Below are 13,595 nucleotides of genomic sequence, written 5' to 3' on the forward strand. Positions count from 1 at the left end.
CTCAATATGTATCCCATGTCCCCCCAGCCAACGTTTTTACGGCGTTCACACCCAAGGTGGAAGCGCTCAAAACACCGACCACCCAATCCGCTCACTCAACAATTCCAACGCCTTCATCCCCGCCAGCGAATTGCCCGCCGCATTCAACTCCGGTGACCACACGCATACGGTGAACTGCCCCGGCACCACCGCGACAATCCCGCCACCTACCCCGCTCTTGCCCGGTAAACCCACGCGATAAGCAAAATTGCCCGCCTCGTCATACAGCCCGCTGGTGGCCATGATCGAGTTGACTTGCTTGGTCTGGCGCGCGGTCAGAATCTGCTCGCCGCTGTGGGCACTCACGCCCTGGTTGGCGAGGAAACTGAAGGCCCTGGCCAAGTCCAGGCAGCTCATTTGCAATGCGCAGTAGTTGAAGTAGCTGTGCAGCACTGCGTCCACGTCGTTGTGGAAGTTGCCGAAGGCTTTCATCAGGTAGGCCATGGCCGCGTTGCGTGCACCGTGCTGCGCTTCGGACTCGGCGACAACGCTGTTGACCAAAATCTGCGGGTTGCCCGACAGGCGCCGCACGAAGTCGCGCATCGACAGGATCGGCACGGCGAAACGCGATTGGTTGATGTCGCAGATCACCAGCGCGCCAGCGTTGATGAACGGGTTGCGCGGGCGGCCGCGTTCGAATTCCAGCTGCACCATGGAGTTGAACGGTTGCCCCGACGGTTCGTGGCCCAGGCGCTCCCAGATGGTTTCGCCGCCGTGGTCGATGGCCTGCACCAGGCTGAACACCTTGGAAATGCTCTGCACCGAAAACAGCGTGTCGGCGTCACCGGCGCAGTAGGCCGAGCCATCGTTGCCGTACACGGCGATACCGAGTTGATTGGCGGGCACATCGGCCAGTGCGGGGATGTAGTCGGCGACTTTGCCCTGGCCGATCAGTGGACGAACTTCGTCGAGGATCGACTCGAGCAACGCCTGCATGTCTTGTCCGGTCATTGTTTCTTTGAATCAGTGATAAGCGGGGCGCGCAGGATACCTGAAACGCGCCGCTCAGGTGGCGCACTAGAGAACGTGAAGCCCGGCATCGTCGCGCAAATACATCAGCGACTCGTACTGGAACGACAGCAAGAAACAGGCATCACACCTCGCGGCCAGTTGCTCCATCAACGCCCTTACGTCAGCCAATGGATCGGCATCCTCGGGAACTGGCCCTTTGATGCGCAGATAACCTCGGGTGGCCACTGTAAACGTCAGATCGTGCAGACCCTGTGCGCGAATAGCCGGATCCTCCACTTCATAGAAGCCACTCAGGAAAAGGCCCGACTCAAAGCGGGCCTCTAGTGACTGCTCATTCTGGTCCAGCTCAACGCCGCCTATAGCGTTTACCGCATCGGCCAAGTGCGCCATGGACATTCGCGTGTCAGCTTCAAGATGAATATCAAGCCCCATGGGGTGCCGCCTGCAACTTTGCACAGAGGCGCACAGCGTCGCTCTCGTCGGCATTTGCGTCGAGAAAGATCAAATCCTCAGACACCCCCGAAGCCGATGAAATACCCACCACGAAATCACGCCGTGTTACGCCGGCCAAGGCCTTTATGAATAGCACCAATTGGGTGATTTGAGCCCGGCCTGCATGGTGCAAAGGAAGATTGAGCCCGATAAACCAATCGCTCAGGTCATCAGGCGCCATGCCTGGGGCACGCTCGTGTACTTGATTTACCAGCACAGCGGAAAATGGCGCCCAGTCGAGGGTCAATGTGCGAAAGGCGTCGACCAACACGGGCTCAATGGTTTCGTTGTCAGCACCATCGACGTAACAATAAAGCGTCTGCATGTTGTGCATCCCGGGTCTGCGAGTAGCGAGTCTAACGCGATCGCGGCGGATGCGGATCAATCCGGTTGGCCAGCAGGTTTTTCACGTTGTCGAAAATCTGCGTGCTCAGGTCGTTTTCCAGCAGGGTGACATAGCGTTTCCATCAGGTGTGCATGGGTCACTTCCGGGTAGGGATCGCTCGCCAATCAAAGTAGTCCAATAGCCCGTACACTGCACCGCTGCGCTTACTCCACGAGGACTTTTGCATGAAATTGATGATTGGCTTGGCCGCCCTGTTGCTGGTATCGGCCTGCTCGACCCACTCGCCCACCGCTGCACCGGCGCAGGACTCTGCCGCATCCACGTGCCTGGCGGGCGGTGGCACGATGAGGCAGGTCGGCAAGTTGCAGAGCTGGAAGTGCATCACGCCGTACAAGGATGCGGGCAAGGCTTGCACGGATTCGAGCCAATGCCAGGGTGAGTGCCAGACCAGTGTGACCACGCAATCGGGCAACGGCCCGGTAGCGGGTACGTGCCAGGTGGACAACAGTCACTTCGGCTGCTCGGCGACGGTGGAGAAAGGCAAGCTGGGCCGGGCGATTTGTGTGGATTGATGGGCGCCGCCGAAACAATGTGGGAGCGGGCTTGCTCGCGAAAGCGGAGTGTCAGTCACTGCATGTGTAGCTGACTGGGAGCGGGCTTGCTCGCGAAAGCGGAGTGTCAGTCACTGCATGTGTAGCTGACCCACCGCATTCGCGAGCAAGCCCGCTCCCACAGTTTTACCGCGTACACGTCGAAAGTGAGCGACGTTGGAGACTGGCTCATTCAGCACCGTTGGCCGAGTGCTGTGCCTGAACCAAAGGACGTCACCGAAATAATGTGGGAGCGGGCTTGCTCGCGAAAGCGGAGTGTCAGTCACTGCATGTGTAGCTGACGCACCGCATTCGCGAGCAAGCCCGCTCCCACAGTTTTACCGAGTACACGTCAAAAGTGCGCCACGTCGGATATCTGCTCATCGAGCAGATCCCGCGCCAGCGCCCATGCCTGGTCCCTGGACTCTACTACCAGCAGCGGGTAGCCCCAGGCTTTGCCGAACATCACGGCAAATGGTTTGAGGGCCAGGCGTTGGGCGGCACTGGGTTCTACCTGGATCATGCCTTTGACGAAGGTGCGCAGCGCCTGTTTGTTTTTCTTCATCCAGATCGAGGCTTGCTTGCGCTCCTCGTGGGAGTGCTCGTGGTTGTTTTCGTCCACGGATTTTTCGTGCAGCAGCAAGAACGCCTGCTCTCTGGCCAACAGCCCTTCAAAGACCACAAAGGCATCTTCCGGGCCGCCTTCGTTGGGCGCGTCGAAGACGATTTTCACCACGGGGAACGTTGTACTGTCGAGTCGCATGGCACAGCTCCTGAATGAGAGTGGATCTCACTATAGTGACCACGCCACTGGACGGCATTGCACAAAATAGCCAGACTGTTTCGCAATTCAGCCAAGCTGCGAACTCACCATGAAGCACCATCGCCTCGATCTGCATCATCCCTCGATGTCCAAGGATGCCGACCTGTTCCCGCGTGCGGTGGTGGCCGTGCGTGCCAGCAGCACCAGCGAACGCTGGGAGCACGCGCCGCATTCGCATCGCAAGGGCCAACTGATGTACACCCTGCGCGGGGTGATTCACTGTCAGATCGAGGCCGGTATCTGGATCGTGCCGCCCCAATGCGCGCTGTGGATTCCCGGTGGCCTGCCGCACGCCGCGAGGGGTTCAGGTGAGGCCGAGGTGTATTGCCTGTTGATCGACCCCGACGTCAGCGGCGCCCTGCCCGCGCAATGCTGCACCCTGGCCGTGTCGGGCCTGTTGCATGAGTTGATCGGCAAGGCGGTGAGTTTCCCGCAGCTGTATGACGAAGACGGCGCCCAGGGGCGTTTGATCAACACGCTGCTCGATGAACTGGCCCAAGCACCGGTCGAAGCCCTGCATTTGCCCATGCCCCAGGACCTGAGGCTGCGACGCCTGGCGGAAAGTTTGCTGGCCGATCCCGGCGACAAGGCGACCCTCGGCCAATGGGCCGTGCGCATCGGCATGAGCGAACGCAGCATGACGCGCTTGCTGTTGGAGGAGCTGGGCCTGAGTTTCGGGCGCTGGCGCAGGCAGTTGCATGTGATCCTGTCCCTGCAGCGCCTGGCCAAGGGTGAAAGCGTGCAGCGCGTGGCGCTGGACCTTGGCTATGAAAACGCCAGCGGTTTTATCACCATGTTCCGCAAGGCGGTGGGCCAGCCACCGGCCCGTTACCTGGCGGACCGCGCCGGGGCGTCGAGCCCCACGCCGGCAGCCATTTCGATGCACCCGGGCGCCTGATCAGCGCTGCACCGGGACCCGGATATCCCCGCTGCGGCACTGAGTCTTCACGCTTGCGGGGCAACCGGCAAAGCGCAATTCCTTGGTCAGGCACACGCGCACTTCGGACAACACCTTGCCCTTGCAGATCACGGCCATGCCATGGTCGCCCATGGCCGGGTTGCTCTGGCGAAACAGCTGTTCGATGTCGCGCGCTTCCAGGTAATTGGGCACATTGAACGGCTGCAATTGCTGCGGAATCTGCACTGTCGCCAGCGCCGCATCCGTCGCGTCCAGATAGCGCGACGCATCCAGTCCGCTGCACGTGCCGTGCTTGGACCATTCGTGTTTAAGCAGCGTGCGCGTGGGGAATATCAAAGCGCCCTTGGCCAGTTCCTGCGCCGACAATCGCGATTGCGGGTCACACGACGCCGGCCACCCGCCTTTCGCGTATTGCGGCCATAGCCCATGCAAGACAAACCCATAGCCCTTGCCGGAGCATTGTTGGTTGTCCGGGTGCGTGAGGCAAAACGTCGGCGACCACGACAGTGACAGCAGGTAAAAATCAAAATCTCCCGCGGGCCGCTGCTCGCGTGGCGCCGCTTGCGCCACCAGGCTGGCCAGCACCAGCCACAGCGCTATCCAGGCTGTCTTGTAGTTCATCCATCTGTTCCTTGAAAAAATAAGCGCCACGCACCGCAGGACAGTTACTCGGGGCGGTTGGGATTGCGCTGCAGTACCTTGTCCAGAACCCGATCGGTCTTCAGCGCCTCGATCGCCAGCGAAGGATGCTCGGCCTCGCCACGAATGTGCGCGTTCATCGCCAGCACATGGTGCCACTGGATATGCGCATGGCAAGGCACTTCGAGCACTTCGTCGACTTCACCTTCAAGGCGCAATGGCTGGTCTTCGAACACGGCAAAGGTGATGCGGCCCCGGCTGCCGATCAGCTCGACGCGGTCTTCGCGGCGGTCCGCAACAAAGTTCCAGCAGCCCATGCCCAGCGCGCCGGAACCGAAGGTCCAGCAGGCCGTCACGGCATCTTCGGCGGCATATTCCCCGGCTTGTCGGGCGGTAAACCCGGTGACTTCGACGATATCGCCGGCCAGAAACTGAAACAGGTCAAACCCGTGGCTGGCGAGGTCCGCAAAGTAGCCGCCACCGGCAACAGCCGGGTCGGTACGCCAATTGGTGGCACTGGCGTCCGCGGCGGCCGGTGGCTTACTCAAGGTCCAGATCACTTGGCGCAATTCACCGATGCGCCCGTCCCGCAGCCAGTCACGCACCTGCTGAAAGCGCGGGAGCGAGCGGCGGTAGTACGAAACAAACAAGTGCAACCCGGCGCGTTCGAAGGTGCGCTGCATCAACGCGCTTTGCTCGGCGTTGAGGGCCATGGGTTTCTCGACACAGCAATGTTTGCCGGCCGCCGCCACCATCAGGCTGTATTCGAGGTGGCTGTCGGGCGGTGTCGCGATGTACACCGCGTCCACTTCAGGGTCGTCGATCAGTGCCTGCGCGTCGGTATAGAAGCGCGCAATGCCGTGGCGTGCCGCATAATCGCGCACCGCCTCCTCGCGACGCCCCATCACGGCCACCAGCGCAGAACCTGGCGCTTTGTAGAAAGCGGGTCCACTCTTCAATTCAGTGACACTGCCACAACCGATCATGCCCCAACGTACGGTAGTCATCTGTTCTCCTCGTCGGTTTTCATCAATCGGTCAGTATCCACATCCCCACCAGTGCGCGCCATAAGCACTTAGCATGACAATTGCATTACACTTTTGTGACATTCATCCCGCTGCGGGGCACACACGATGAAAATAAGGGCCACGGTCATTTGCGAACACGAGGGGCATATCCTCTTCGTGCGCAAGGCCAGATCAAAATGGGCGTTGCCCGGCGGCAAGGTCGAGCGTGATGAGCGCCCGGTTGGCGCGGCCGAACGCGAGCTGGAAGAAGAGACCGGATTGAACGTGGACGGCTTGCTGTACTTGCAGGAGTTAAAGGCCCGCGACACCGTGCACCACGTGTTCGAAGCCTCGGTGGTGAATATCGCCGATGCGCGGCCCTGCAACGAGATCGTCGATTGCCGCTGGCACGCCTATGGCGCCCTGGACGAACTGGACACCACCGACGCCACCCGCCACATCGTCAAATCCTTCCTACGCCGCTTGTAATTCCGCGCTCTGCCCGCTGTCCGGCACACCTCACTTCACCACGCCATTCGCTTTCTGCCGTTCGACAAAGGATTTGACGAACGCGGCAGCGGCTGCATGCGCCACCAGAACCGCGCGAGAGCCGCCAAACCGGGCAAATTGGAAAGATGGGCCTGTTAGCCTGGAGCCTTGCGCGGTCAAAAATGTGGGAGCGGGCTTGCTCGCGAAGGCGGTGTGTCAGTCAATGGATTCGTACCTGATCCACCGCCTTCGCGGGCAAGCCCGCTCCCACATTGGGTTTACCTACAATCAGGTAGATCGCAACACGCCGCCGTACAGCGAAGAAGTGCTTTTGTGGTAGCCACTCGCGCCCCCCCAGGAAAACCCAAAGGCTTGTTTCTTTTCAGCAGCCGGCATATGCAACTCTCGAAGGTGATCGTGAGTGCATAACAGCTCAAGAGCGCGGTTTATTCCCCGCTACCTGGGGAAGTTTCTCGCGGCTTTTGGCCTGCCCGCGCTGGTATAACGCCTCCACCAGTTTTTGCCGTTCATCCTGGGGCAGATTGCTCGCGAACTGCGCCAGGGTGGTGTCCACCAAGGCCCGCAGCGCTGCGTCGGCCTCACGCGCCTTGGCCAGTTCCGTCACCAGCACTTCGCGATCGAGGGTCGGTGCTTCCAGCTGCTTGATCACGCCCAGCCGCGCTTCGCGACCGGCCATGATCAGCGGTTGACTGTCGGCACGGTTCTGGCGCAGTAACTGGCGCAATTCCTTGCGCCGCTCTGCCGGCAATTTGATCATCGCCTGGCGCAAACCGTGCTGGTTGACCACCGCCTCAGCGGGCTGGGGTGTGGCCATCCAGTGGTAGAGGCCGCCACCCACGCCGCCGATCAAAAACACGTTGAGCAGCACCGAGACAAGCAACCACGGTTTAAGGGATTTTGGGGTCATTGCTCAGTTTCCTCGGCGTTGACGGTGAAGACGACGTCGGCATCGCCCTGATCGAAGACGCTGGGCAGCACTTCGGATGACAGCATCGGCAGCGGCACGCTCAGCGACGCCACCAGCACCCCGGCGGCGATGCCGGCAATGCCCACGCCCACCAGGCCGGCGGGCGACAGCCAGTTGGCGTAACGCGACCAGAACGACGCCCGTCGCGGTGCAGACTCACGGATCTGGCGTGCCAGCGCCGGGTCGGCGAATGCCAACTGATGGCTGTCCAACTGCCCATCCAGCCAGCTGGCCTCACGCAATGCCTCACGGGCGTGGACATTGCCGCTGTCGAGCAGCGCCTGGGCGGGCGCCTGTTCAGCCAGAGGCCAGCGGTGCAGGCTGGCCCCGTAGGCGTCAGCCAGGTGCGCAAATCGTTCAGGTGTCATGATTTTCCCCTTCCTGGGCGGGCAAGCCCGGGTGTGTCGGCAAGGTGACTGCGCAACTGGCGTCGGGCCCGCGACAGCAGGCTCTCCAGTGCCTCGACGCTGATGTTCATCAGGGCCGCGGCGTCGATATTCGACAGCTCCTGGTAGTACTGCAACACAATGGCTTCGCGCTGACGCTCGGGCAAGGTCGCCAAGGCGGCGGCCATCCTTGCGCTGCGATCGGCCGTTTCCAACTGCTCATCCGGAGACGGCGCGCTGTCAGCCAGTTCGAGCACCTCGTCTTCGTTCAACGGGCGCTCCTTGCGCCGACGCAAACGGTCGTGGCACAGGTTGAGTGCCACGCGGTGCAGCCAGGTGTCGAAACGCGCTTCGCCAGGCCGCCAGTTGGCCGCCTGGCGCCAGATGCGCAGGAAACTTTCCTGGGCCACGTCCTTGGCCTCGTCGGCATCCCCGAGGATCCGACTGGCGAGCGCGAGCAAACGCGGAAGCTTGCGCGTCACCATTTCGTTGACGGCGGCGGGCTCGTTGTTGCTGATACGCGCCAGTAGCTCAACGTCCGGATCAGTGTCTTTCAATCGGGTGGTTCTCAATGCACTGGCTAAGGTTCAGGGTTCAGCGGATCCAATGGCCTTCGCGCCAGTACCAGTTCGGGCCACGGGATTCCCAGTGCCCGGGTTCCCAACGGGCGTTGCGCACCACGTGCTGCCAGTGGCCCGGCACCCAGGCATACGCGCCGTGCGTCCATTGCCAGTGGCCACGGTCCCAGACAAAGCCTGGGCGTTCGGCGGGAATCACCTCAACGCGCTCCGCCGGTGGCGCCTGGCGGATGATCACTTCGGTTTGGGCAAAGGTGGGGGTGCTGACAAGCGCGGCAAACGCCAGCGGGACCAGCAAGGCATAGTGCAATTTGGCCAGTGGATTCATGGCAACTCCTTCATACGGCGAACGAAAATGTTTGCTGCTGATGGGTTGAACGGCGGGGTAGGAAAAATCCGTCGCGAGAAATACGACATTTTTCTCGACGGTGGTTAAGGCGAGTATTACTCAGGGGTTGGTGGCGCTTGATGAAATGTTTGAAAGCATGACGACGGATTTGTGCAGGTGGCGGCGTTCAAGGTGTAACGCAATGCACACCATGAGGAAATAACCATGTCTCGTCGCCTGACCATGCTTGTCGCCGCCCTGCTGATCGCCAGCCTCAGCGGCTGTGTGATCCTGCCGGAACACCGGCATTGCTGCTGGCGCTACTACGGCGCTGTGTCCACGCCCAGCAGCACCGTCAATAGCTAACCGACTGCCGCAAAGCCACGACGCCCGGCTTTAAGCTCGGTGCGCAGTTCGCCAATCAGGTTTGCGATGGAACGGACGCTGTCCAGACCTTGGGGCGACACCCGGGTCAGCAACAGGTCGACACGCCCGGACGCCGGTTCAAATACGCTGATGCGCAGCGAGCCGTCGCTGTTGAGGCTGCATTCACACACAAGCGGCAGGAAGCCCGAGGCCATGATGCGGTTGAGTTCGGTGATCGACATCATGACAAGCCCCCGTCCTTGGGTTCTACCCTGTAGGTGCATTGCATCCAGCATAGATATGCTTTTGCCGAGCACTGAACAATTAATTCAAAAGTGATACCTGCGCCGCATTTTGCCCTGTGGACGCTGGCGCCCTGGCGCCAAAAACCCAGCATGCGACCTCTCGTCCGCTGCGTTGGCAAGCGCTTGACTCTGCACGGCGTTCACAAGACGCTCTTGGCTCTTTGCCATCATCCAGAGCTGCCCGCCATGAGCATCGATCCCCCAAAATTGCCCGACAGTGATGTGTACAAAACGCTGCTGGAATCGACCAAGGCCATTCCCTGGCGCATCGATTGGCAGACCATGACGTTCAGTTACATCGGCCCGCAGATCGAAGCACTGCTGGGCTGGACCCCGCAAAGCTGGGTCAGCGTGGACGACTGGGTCGAGCGCATGCACCCGGATGACCGTGAATACGTGGTGAACTTCTGCGTATCGCAATCGCGCGCCGGCGTTGACCACGAGGCCGATTACCGCGCGCTGACGGCAAGCGGTGACTACGTGTGGATTCGCGATGTGGTGCATGTGGTGCGCAACGGCGATGAGGTTGAAGCGTTGATCGGCTTCATGTTCGATATCAGCGAGCGCAAGAAGACCGAAGAACACTTGATTCGCCTGCAAAAACAACTGGAGGAATATTCCTTCCAGGACGGCCTCACCGGCATTGCCAACCGCCGCATGTTCGACACTGTGCTGGAACGCGAATGGGCCAGTGCCCAGCGCAGCCAGTTGCCGCTGTCGTTGATCATCCTCGATATTGATTTTTTCAAGCAGTACAACGACCACTACGGCCATATCAAAGGCGATGAAGCCTTGCGCCAGGTAGCGCGTACCTTGTCGCTGGCGGCTAATCGGCCACGGGATTTCATTGCACGGATCGGCGGCGAGGAGTTTGTGTGGCTGCTGCCGGAGACTGACGCGGCGTCGGCCAGGCAAGTGGCGCGGCGCTGCCTGCACCTGATCTGCCAACAACAGATCGAACATGGCTTTTCAGCGGTTTCCAAGCTGCTGACCCTGAGCCTGGGCGTTGGTACGCATCTGGTGACGCCCAACAGCAACCTGCTCGGGTTTGTCGAGTCAGTCGATAAGTTGCTGTACAAGGCCAAACATAACGGGCGTATGCGGGCAGAGTTTGCCGACGGTGAAGTTTGACGCCGACGTCAAATTGCGGGCAAAAAAAATCCCAAGTAGCTGATGGAAACTTGGGATTTAAAATTGCATAAACCGTGGGAGGTGAACGCCCGGCTATAGTAACGACTGTAATAACCTGTAACAAGAGGATTTTAATCCTTTCGTCGGATTGAAAACGCCGTAAGTCATTCAATAACCACACTTTTTTTAAGGAGGACGAGGTTATAAATGCCACTTTTTGGTGCAAGTTACGCTTATATATCCTTATATTAAAAAAGGGTATGGATCACAGGGGGGCGACACTGTTGGACGATTGCCCGTTTAACTGCTGGCATGTATCGCGAAGTTCCAGACTGTTGGACGACGCCGCACTGGCGACACGCTCCACTTGCCTGCAAAGCGCCAAACGCTCGACCGCCTCGACCCGATCCCGGTCGACCTGGGCATTGAGCCGCATGAAATAGCCACCCAGTAACACCGCGACGCACAGCACCCCGATCGCAAAGTAGCGAAAGCCGTAGGACGCTGGGGGTTCTGTCGGGTTCATGGCACTAAGGCACCCTGCTCTTCTCGTATCGGACGTCGTCGCCCTCTAGCCGATCAACCATCGACCAGCCCAACCGCTGGTAAAACCCGTTGGCACGGATTTCATCGCGGCCATCGGTGATCAAAAACAACCGTTCATGCTGTTCAAACAGAGCCGCTTCAGCCACCGCCATCAAGCGGCGACCCAAGCCTTGGCCTTCGTAGCCGGGCTGTACGAACATCGCAAACACCTCACCTGCGGCCCGGTCGACCATGGAAAAGGCGGCGGGCTGGCCCTCCACCTCGGCGATCCACACACAGGGCGCTGCACGAATGCTGTCCGCCAGCACCTGCGGGGTAATCCCCAGCGCGGTCATCTGTTCGCGGCTCAAATGGTTTTGCACCACCGAGGTGCGGATAGCGAAGAGCGTGTCGATATCGTCCGGCGTCGCCACGCGTATCAGTATTTGCATACGGACCTCCTGTTGAAGGGCGCAATTGTATGCACATAGAAACATAAGCATTGTCGCGGATTTGTAAAAAGCCCAGCCGGCAGGTGTATAGGGGCGGTGTCGAGCCCCACAGGCATACACCCGCTTTAACTACACGGCATTCGCCTGCTGCTGACGACGATACTGCCCCGGCGCGATGCCATGCGCCTTGCGGAAGCAGCGTGAAAAGTACGCCTCATCGGTAAACCCGCAGCGCTGGGCGATCACGCCGATCATTTGCGCGCTGTTGAGCAACAAAGTGCGCGCCAATTGCATGCGGCGATCCAGCACCAGTTGCGAAAAGGGTTTGCCGGTTTCCTTGCGCAACAAATGGGTGAGGTAGTTGGGCGAGAGAAAGGCAGCGGCGGCAGCCTCCGTCAGGTTGAGGGTTGGCTCGTGCAGATGCTCGCGAATGTAGCCCTGCACCCGCGCCAGAGCGTCCTTGCGCCCGCGCCGGGTCGCGTTAGTGGCGGCAAATGCCTGCAGCGGTTGGGCGTACTGCTCGCAGACCAGGCCGATCAGTTGGAAGAGATAGCCTTTTAACCGCTCACGGGCGCCGAAGGTGCGCTGGGCGTCCAGGGCGCGCATGTGCGCGAGCCAGGTTTTGACTTCGTCGAAGGCCGCATCGTCGAGGATGAAATCCAGCTGCTCCTGAAAGCGAAACGGCGACAGCTCCGGCGCTTGGCCGATGGGAATGTCTTCCAGGTCCAGCGGGTCGCAGGTCAGCTGCGGCAGGAAAAACGCCTGGCTGAAGTTAATCAGCATGAACTCGCCGTCTTCGGGGTGGGGAATTACATGCAGGCGATGGGGCAGGATAAACGCCAGCGCCTTGTGCGGAAACGGCCGCACCGCGCCGCCGATATGCTGCACGGTGTCGCCGCCCAGGTTGATCTGGATCTGAAAATATTCATGCCGATGCGGGCTGGTCAGCGCCGCCCGCCCGCGCTTGTCGCGGATATAAAAGTCGGGGCGGTCACTGCGTTGTTCCATGTCATAGGTGGTGACGCGGGTGCCTGGCATAACGAAATCTCGGGTGGCCTGGGCACCACTGTAGCCTCAACCCTGGCCGAGGGTGAAGCTCAGATCGCCAACGCCGTCGATGCCGGCAGTAACCACATCGCCCGGCTGCAGCGCGCCCACACCGGCAGGGGTGCCGGTAAAGATCAGGTCGCCGGCCTTGAGTGCGACGGATTGCGAGGCATAGCTGATCACTTCACTGACCGACCAGATCAAGTCGGCCAGGTCGCCAACCTGGCGCTGTTCGCCATTGACCTTCAGCCAGATTTTGCCGGTAGATGGGTGCCCCACCGCACTCACGGGTTGCAACGCGGTGCTGGGCGCCGACTCATCAAAGGCTTTGGCCCATTCCCACGGGCGCGCGAGCTTTTTCGCCTGGGCCTGCAGGTCGCGGCGGGTCAGGTCGATGCCGACGCCGTAACCCCAGACGTGGGAAAGCGCGTCTTCAGGGCTGATGTTTACTCCGCCCTTTGCGATGGCCACCACCAGCTCCACTTCATGGTGAAGATCGGCGGTCAGCGGCGGATAGGCAATCACGCCCTCGGCCGGCACCACCGCATCGGCCGGTTTCATGAAGAAGAACGGCGGCTCGCGATCCGGATCATGCCCCATCTCGCGGGCATGTTCGCTGTAGTTGCGGCCCACACAGAACACGCGGCGCAGCGGAAAACGCGCCGCGCTGCCGTGAATGGCCAGGGATGGGGTGGGTTCAGGGGTAATTACATAATCAGTCATGGCCTGCGCCTCTTGGTTTGCCTGGCGCCAGTATGACGAGGCGTGCCAGGGCAAAGTTGGACAGGCTGACGCAGATTTTGCACTGGCCGGTGCAGGTTAACCGGTTATTTGCGCGCGACCTTATAGCGCAGGCAATCCTGGTAAAAGCTCTGGCGAATCGCCTCGGGCTTGAGCCGGGAACGGCTGTCGTAAGTCTGCTCGGTGATGCCCATGGCCATCATGCGCATCCACGATTTGTTGAACTTGATCGTCTGGATCTTTTGCCGCGCGGCGTACAGCGACACGCCCGACAGCTTGAGTTCCTGAGCCCTGGCCGCCGTGCCGGCGCCCCAGCTGCACATGTACTTGTCACCCTCGCGCAGCTCCCGTGCCTGCACGGCAGCCGCGCCGCCCGCCAATGAGCAGGCGATCAGCATGATTCCAACAGTGCGCATGTGCTTCCTCACCTAA

21 protein-coding genes are annotated in these 13,595 nt (G+C 60.6%); 5 read left to right on the forward strand and 16 right to left on the reverse strand.

The window, feature by feature from the left end; translation table 11 throughout:
• Nucleotides 1–66 precede the first annotated feature (66 nt).
• The 3 genes from glsB to FPT15_RS21775 form a co-directional block, all read right to left on the reverse strand.
• The gene (glsB, locus tag FPT15_RS21765) at nucleotides 67–975 is read right to left on the reverse strand and encodes a glutaminase B (RefSeq protein ID WP_145164673.1); all 909 of its coding nucleotides are present in this window, start codon (nucleotides 973–975) and stop codon (nucleotides 67–69) included.
• A gap of 81 nt (nucleotides 976–1,056) precedes the next feature.
• Complete coding sequence (locus FPT15_RS21770) at nucleotides 1,057–1,443, reverse strand: hypothetical protein (protein WP_145164544.1); 387 nt, start codon at nucleotides 1,441–1,443, stop codon at nucleotides 1,057–1,059.
• Nucleotides 1,433–1,828: a hypothetical protein gene (locus FPT15_RS21775; protein ID WP_256676506.1), complete on the reverse strand. Its 396-nt coding sequence runs from the start codon at nucleotides 1,826–1,828 to the stop codon at nucleotides 1,433–1,435. The genes FPT15_RS21770 and FPT15_RS21775 overlap by 11 nt, the downstream gene beginning before the upstream one ends.
• 245 nt (nucleotides 1,829–2,073) lie before the next feature.
• Here FPT15_RS21775 and FPT15_RS21780 point away from each other — a divergent pair, with 245 nt between their 5' ends.
• Nucleotides 2,074–2,421, forward strand: coding sequence for a hypothetical protein (locus FPT15_RS21780; RefSeq protein WP_145164548.1), 348 nt, complete (start codon nucleotides 2,074–2,076; stop codon nucleotides 2,419–2,421).
• A 370-nt stretch (nucleotides 2,422–2,791) separates the two neighbouring features.
• Here FPT15_RS21780 and FPT15_RS21790 read toward each other — a convergent pair whose 3' ends face one another.
• Nucleotides 2,792–3,202 carry a hypothetical protein gene (locus FPT15_RS21790; RefSeq protein ID WP_145164551.1) on the reverse strand — a complete coding sequence of 137 codons (411 nt, stop codon included), beginning with the start codon at nucleotides 3,200–3,202 and terminating at the stop codon, nucleotides 2,792–2,794.
• Nucleotides 3,203–3,311: 109 nt separating this feature from the next.
• Here FPT15_RS21790 and FPT15_RS21795 point away from each other — a divergent pair, with 109 nt between their 5' ends.
• Complete coding sequence (locus FPT15_RS21795; protein WP_145164553.1) at nucleotides 3,312–4,160, forward strand: helix-turn-helix domain-containing protein; 849 nt, start codon at nucleotides 3,312–3,314, stop codon at nucleotides 4,158–4,160.
• Here FPT15_RS21795 and FPT15_RS21800 read toward each other — a convergent pair whose 3' ends face one another.
• Complete coding sequence (locus FPT15_RS21800; RefSeq protein ID WP_145164555.1) at nucleotides 4,161–4,802, reverse strand: ribonuclease T2; 642 nt, start codon at nucleotides 4,800–4,802, stop codon at nucleotides 4,161–4,163.
• 44 nt (nucleotides 4,803–4,846) lie between these two features.
• Nucleotides 4,847–5,827, reverse strand: a complete 981-nt coding sequence (locus FPT15_RS21805) for a Gfo/Idh/MocA family protein (protein WP_145164557.1) — start codon at nucleotides 5,825–5,827, stop codon at nucleotides 4,847–4,849.
• Between the two features lie 126 nt (nucleotides 5,828–5,953).
• Here FPT15_RS21805 and FPT15_RS21810 point away from each other — a divergent pair, with 126 nt between their 5' ends.
• Nucleotides 5,954–6,316 carry an NUDIX hydrolase gene (locus FPT15_RS21810; RefSeq protein ID WP_145164559.1) on the forward strand — a complete coding sequence of 121 codons (363 nt, stop codon included), beginning with the start codon at nucleotides 5,954–5,956 and terminating at the stop codon, nucleotides 6,314–6,316.
• 433 nt (nucleotides 6,317–6,749) lie between these two features.
• On the opposite strand, the gene FPT15_RS21820 is transcribed toward FPT15_RS21810, so the two are convergent.
• The 4 genes from FPT15_RS21820 to FPT15_RS21835 are packed head-to-tail and all read right to left on the reverse strand — an operon-like array spanning nucleotide 6,750 to nucleotide 8,596.
• Nucleotides 6,750–7,244, reverse strand: a complete 495-nt coding sequence (locus FPT15_RS21820) for a periplasmic heavy metal sensor (protein ID WP_145164561.1) — start codon at nucleotides 7,242–7,244, stop codon at nucleotides 6,750–6,752.
• Nucleotides 7,241–7,672, reverse strand: coding sequence for a hypothetical protein (locus tag FPT15_RS21825; RefSeq protein WP_145164563.1), 432 nt, complete (start codon nucleotides 7,670–7,672; stop codon nucleotides 7,241–7,243). Before FPT15_RS21825 ends, FPT15_RS21820 begins: the two co-directional genes overlap by 4 nt.
• Nucleotides 7,669–8,247, reverse strand: a complete 579-nt coding sequence (locus tag FPT15_RS21830) for an RNA polymerase sigma factor (protein WP_145164565.1) — start codon at nucleotides 8,245–8,247, stop codon at nucleotides 7,669–7,671. Before FPT15_RS21830 ends, FPT15_RS21825 begins: the two co-directional genes overlap by 4 nt.
• 37 nt (nucleotides 8,248–8,284) lie before the next feature.
• The gene (locus tag FPT15_RS21835; RefSeq protein WP_145164567.1) at nucleotides 8,285–8,596 is read right to left on the reverse strand and encodes a YXWGXW repeat-containing protein; all 312 of its coding nucleotides are present in this window, start codon (nucleotides 8,594–8,596) and stop codon (nucleotides 8,285–8,287) included.
• A 225-nt stretch (nucleotides 8,597–8,821) separates the two neighbouring features.
• Here FPT15_RS21835 and FPT15_RS29855 point away from each other — a divergent pair, with 225 nt between their 5' ends.
• Nucleotides 8,822–8,962, forward strand: coding sequence for a hypothetical protein (locus FPT15_RS29855; protein ID WP_178119734.1), 141 nt, complete (start codon nucleotides 8,822–8,824; stop codon nucleotides 8,960–8,962).
• Here the strand turns inward: FPT15_RS29855 and FPT15_RS21840 are convergent.
• Complete coding sequence (locus FPT15_RS21840; RefSeq protein WP_145164569.1) at nucleotides 8,959–9,207, reverse strand: DUF1652 domain-containing protein; 249 nt, start codon at nucleotides 9,205–9,207, stop codon at nucleotides 8,959–8,961. The genes FPT15_RS29855 and FPT15_RS21840 overlap by 4 nt on opposite strands.
• A gap of 246 nt (nucleotides 9,208–9,453) precedes the next feature.
• Here FPT15_RS21840 and FPT15_RS21845 point away from each other — a divergent pair, with 246 nt between their 5' ends.
• On the forward strand, nucleotides 9,454–10,398 hold the full coding sequence (locus FPT15_RS21845; RefSeq protein ID WP_145164571.1) for a sensor domain-containing diguanylate cyclase: 945 nt from the start codon (nucleotides 9,454–9,456) through the stop codon (nucleotides 10,396–10,398).
• Between the two features lie 265 nt (nucleotides 10,399–10,663).
• Here the strand turns inward: FPT15_RS21845 and FPT15_RS21850 are convergent, their stop codons facing one another.
• The 5 genes from FPT15_RS21850 to FPT15_RS21870 form a co-directional block, all read right to left on the reverse strand.
• A complete protein-coding gene (locus tag FPT15_RS21850) occupies nucleotides 10,664–10,924 on the reverse strand; it encodes a hypothetical protein (RefSeq protein ID WP_145164573.1) in 261 nt (86 codons plus the stop codon).
• A gap of 4 nt (nucleotides 10,925–10,928) precedes the next feature.
• Nucleotides 10,929–11,375 carry a GNAT family N-acetyltransferase gene (locus FPT15_RS21855; RefSeq protein ID WP_145164575.1) on the reverse strand — a complete coding sequence of 149 codons (447 nt, stop codon included), beginning with the start codon at nucleotides 11,373–11,375 and terminating at the stop codon, nucleotides 10,929–10,931.
• 129 nt (nucleotides 11,376–11,504) lie between these two features.
• Nucleotides 11,505–12,413 carry an AraC family transcriptional regulator gene (locus FPT15_RS21860; RefSeq protein WP_145164577.1) on the reverse strand — a complete coding sequence of 303 codons (909 nt, stop codon included), beginning with the start codon at nucleotides 12,411–12,413 and terminating at the stop codon, nucleotides 11,505–11,507.
• A 36-nt stretch (nucleotides 12,414–12,449) separates the two neighbouring features.
• Nucleotides 12,450–13,145, reverse strand: a complete 696-nt coding sequence (locus FPT15_RS21865) for a fumarylacetoacetate hydrolase family protein (protein WP_145164579.1) — start codon at nucleotides 13,143–13,145, stop codon at nucleotides 12,450–12,452.
• Between the two features lie 104 nt (nucleotides 13,146–13,249).
• Nucleotides 13,250–13,579: a hypothetical protein gene (locus FPT15_RS21870; RefSeq protein ID WP_145164581.1), complete on the reverse strand. Its 330-nt coding sequence runs from the start codon at nucleotides 13,577–13,579 to the stop codon at nucleotides 13,250–13,252.
• Between the last annotated feature and the right edge of the window lie 16 nt (nucleotides 13,580–13,595).

This window comes from Pseudomonas sp. RGB (assembly GCF_007713445.1).
Taxonomy (GTDB): Bacteria; Pseudomonadota; Gammaproteobacteria; order Pseudomonadales; family Pseudomonadaceae; genus Aquipseudomonas.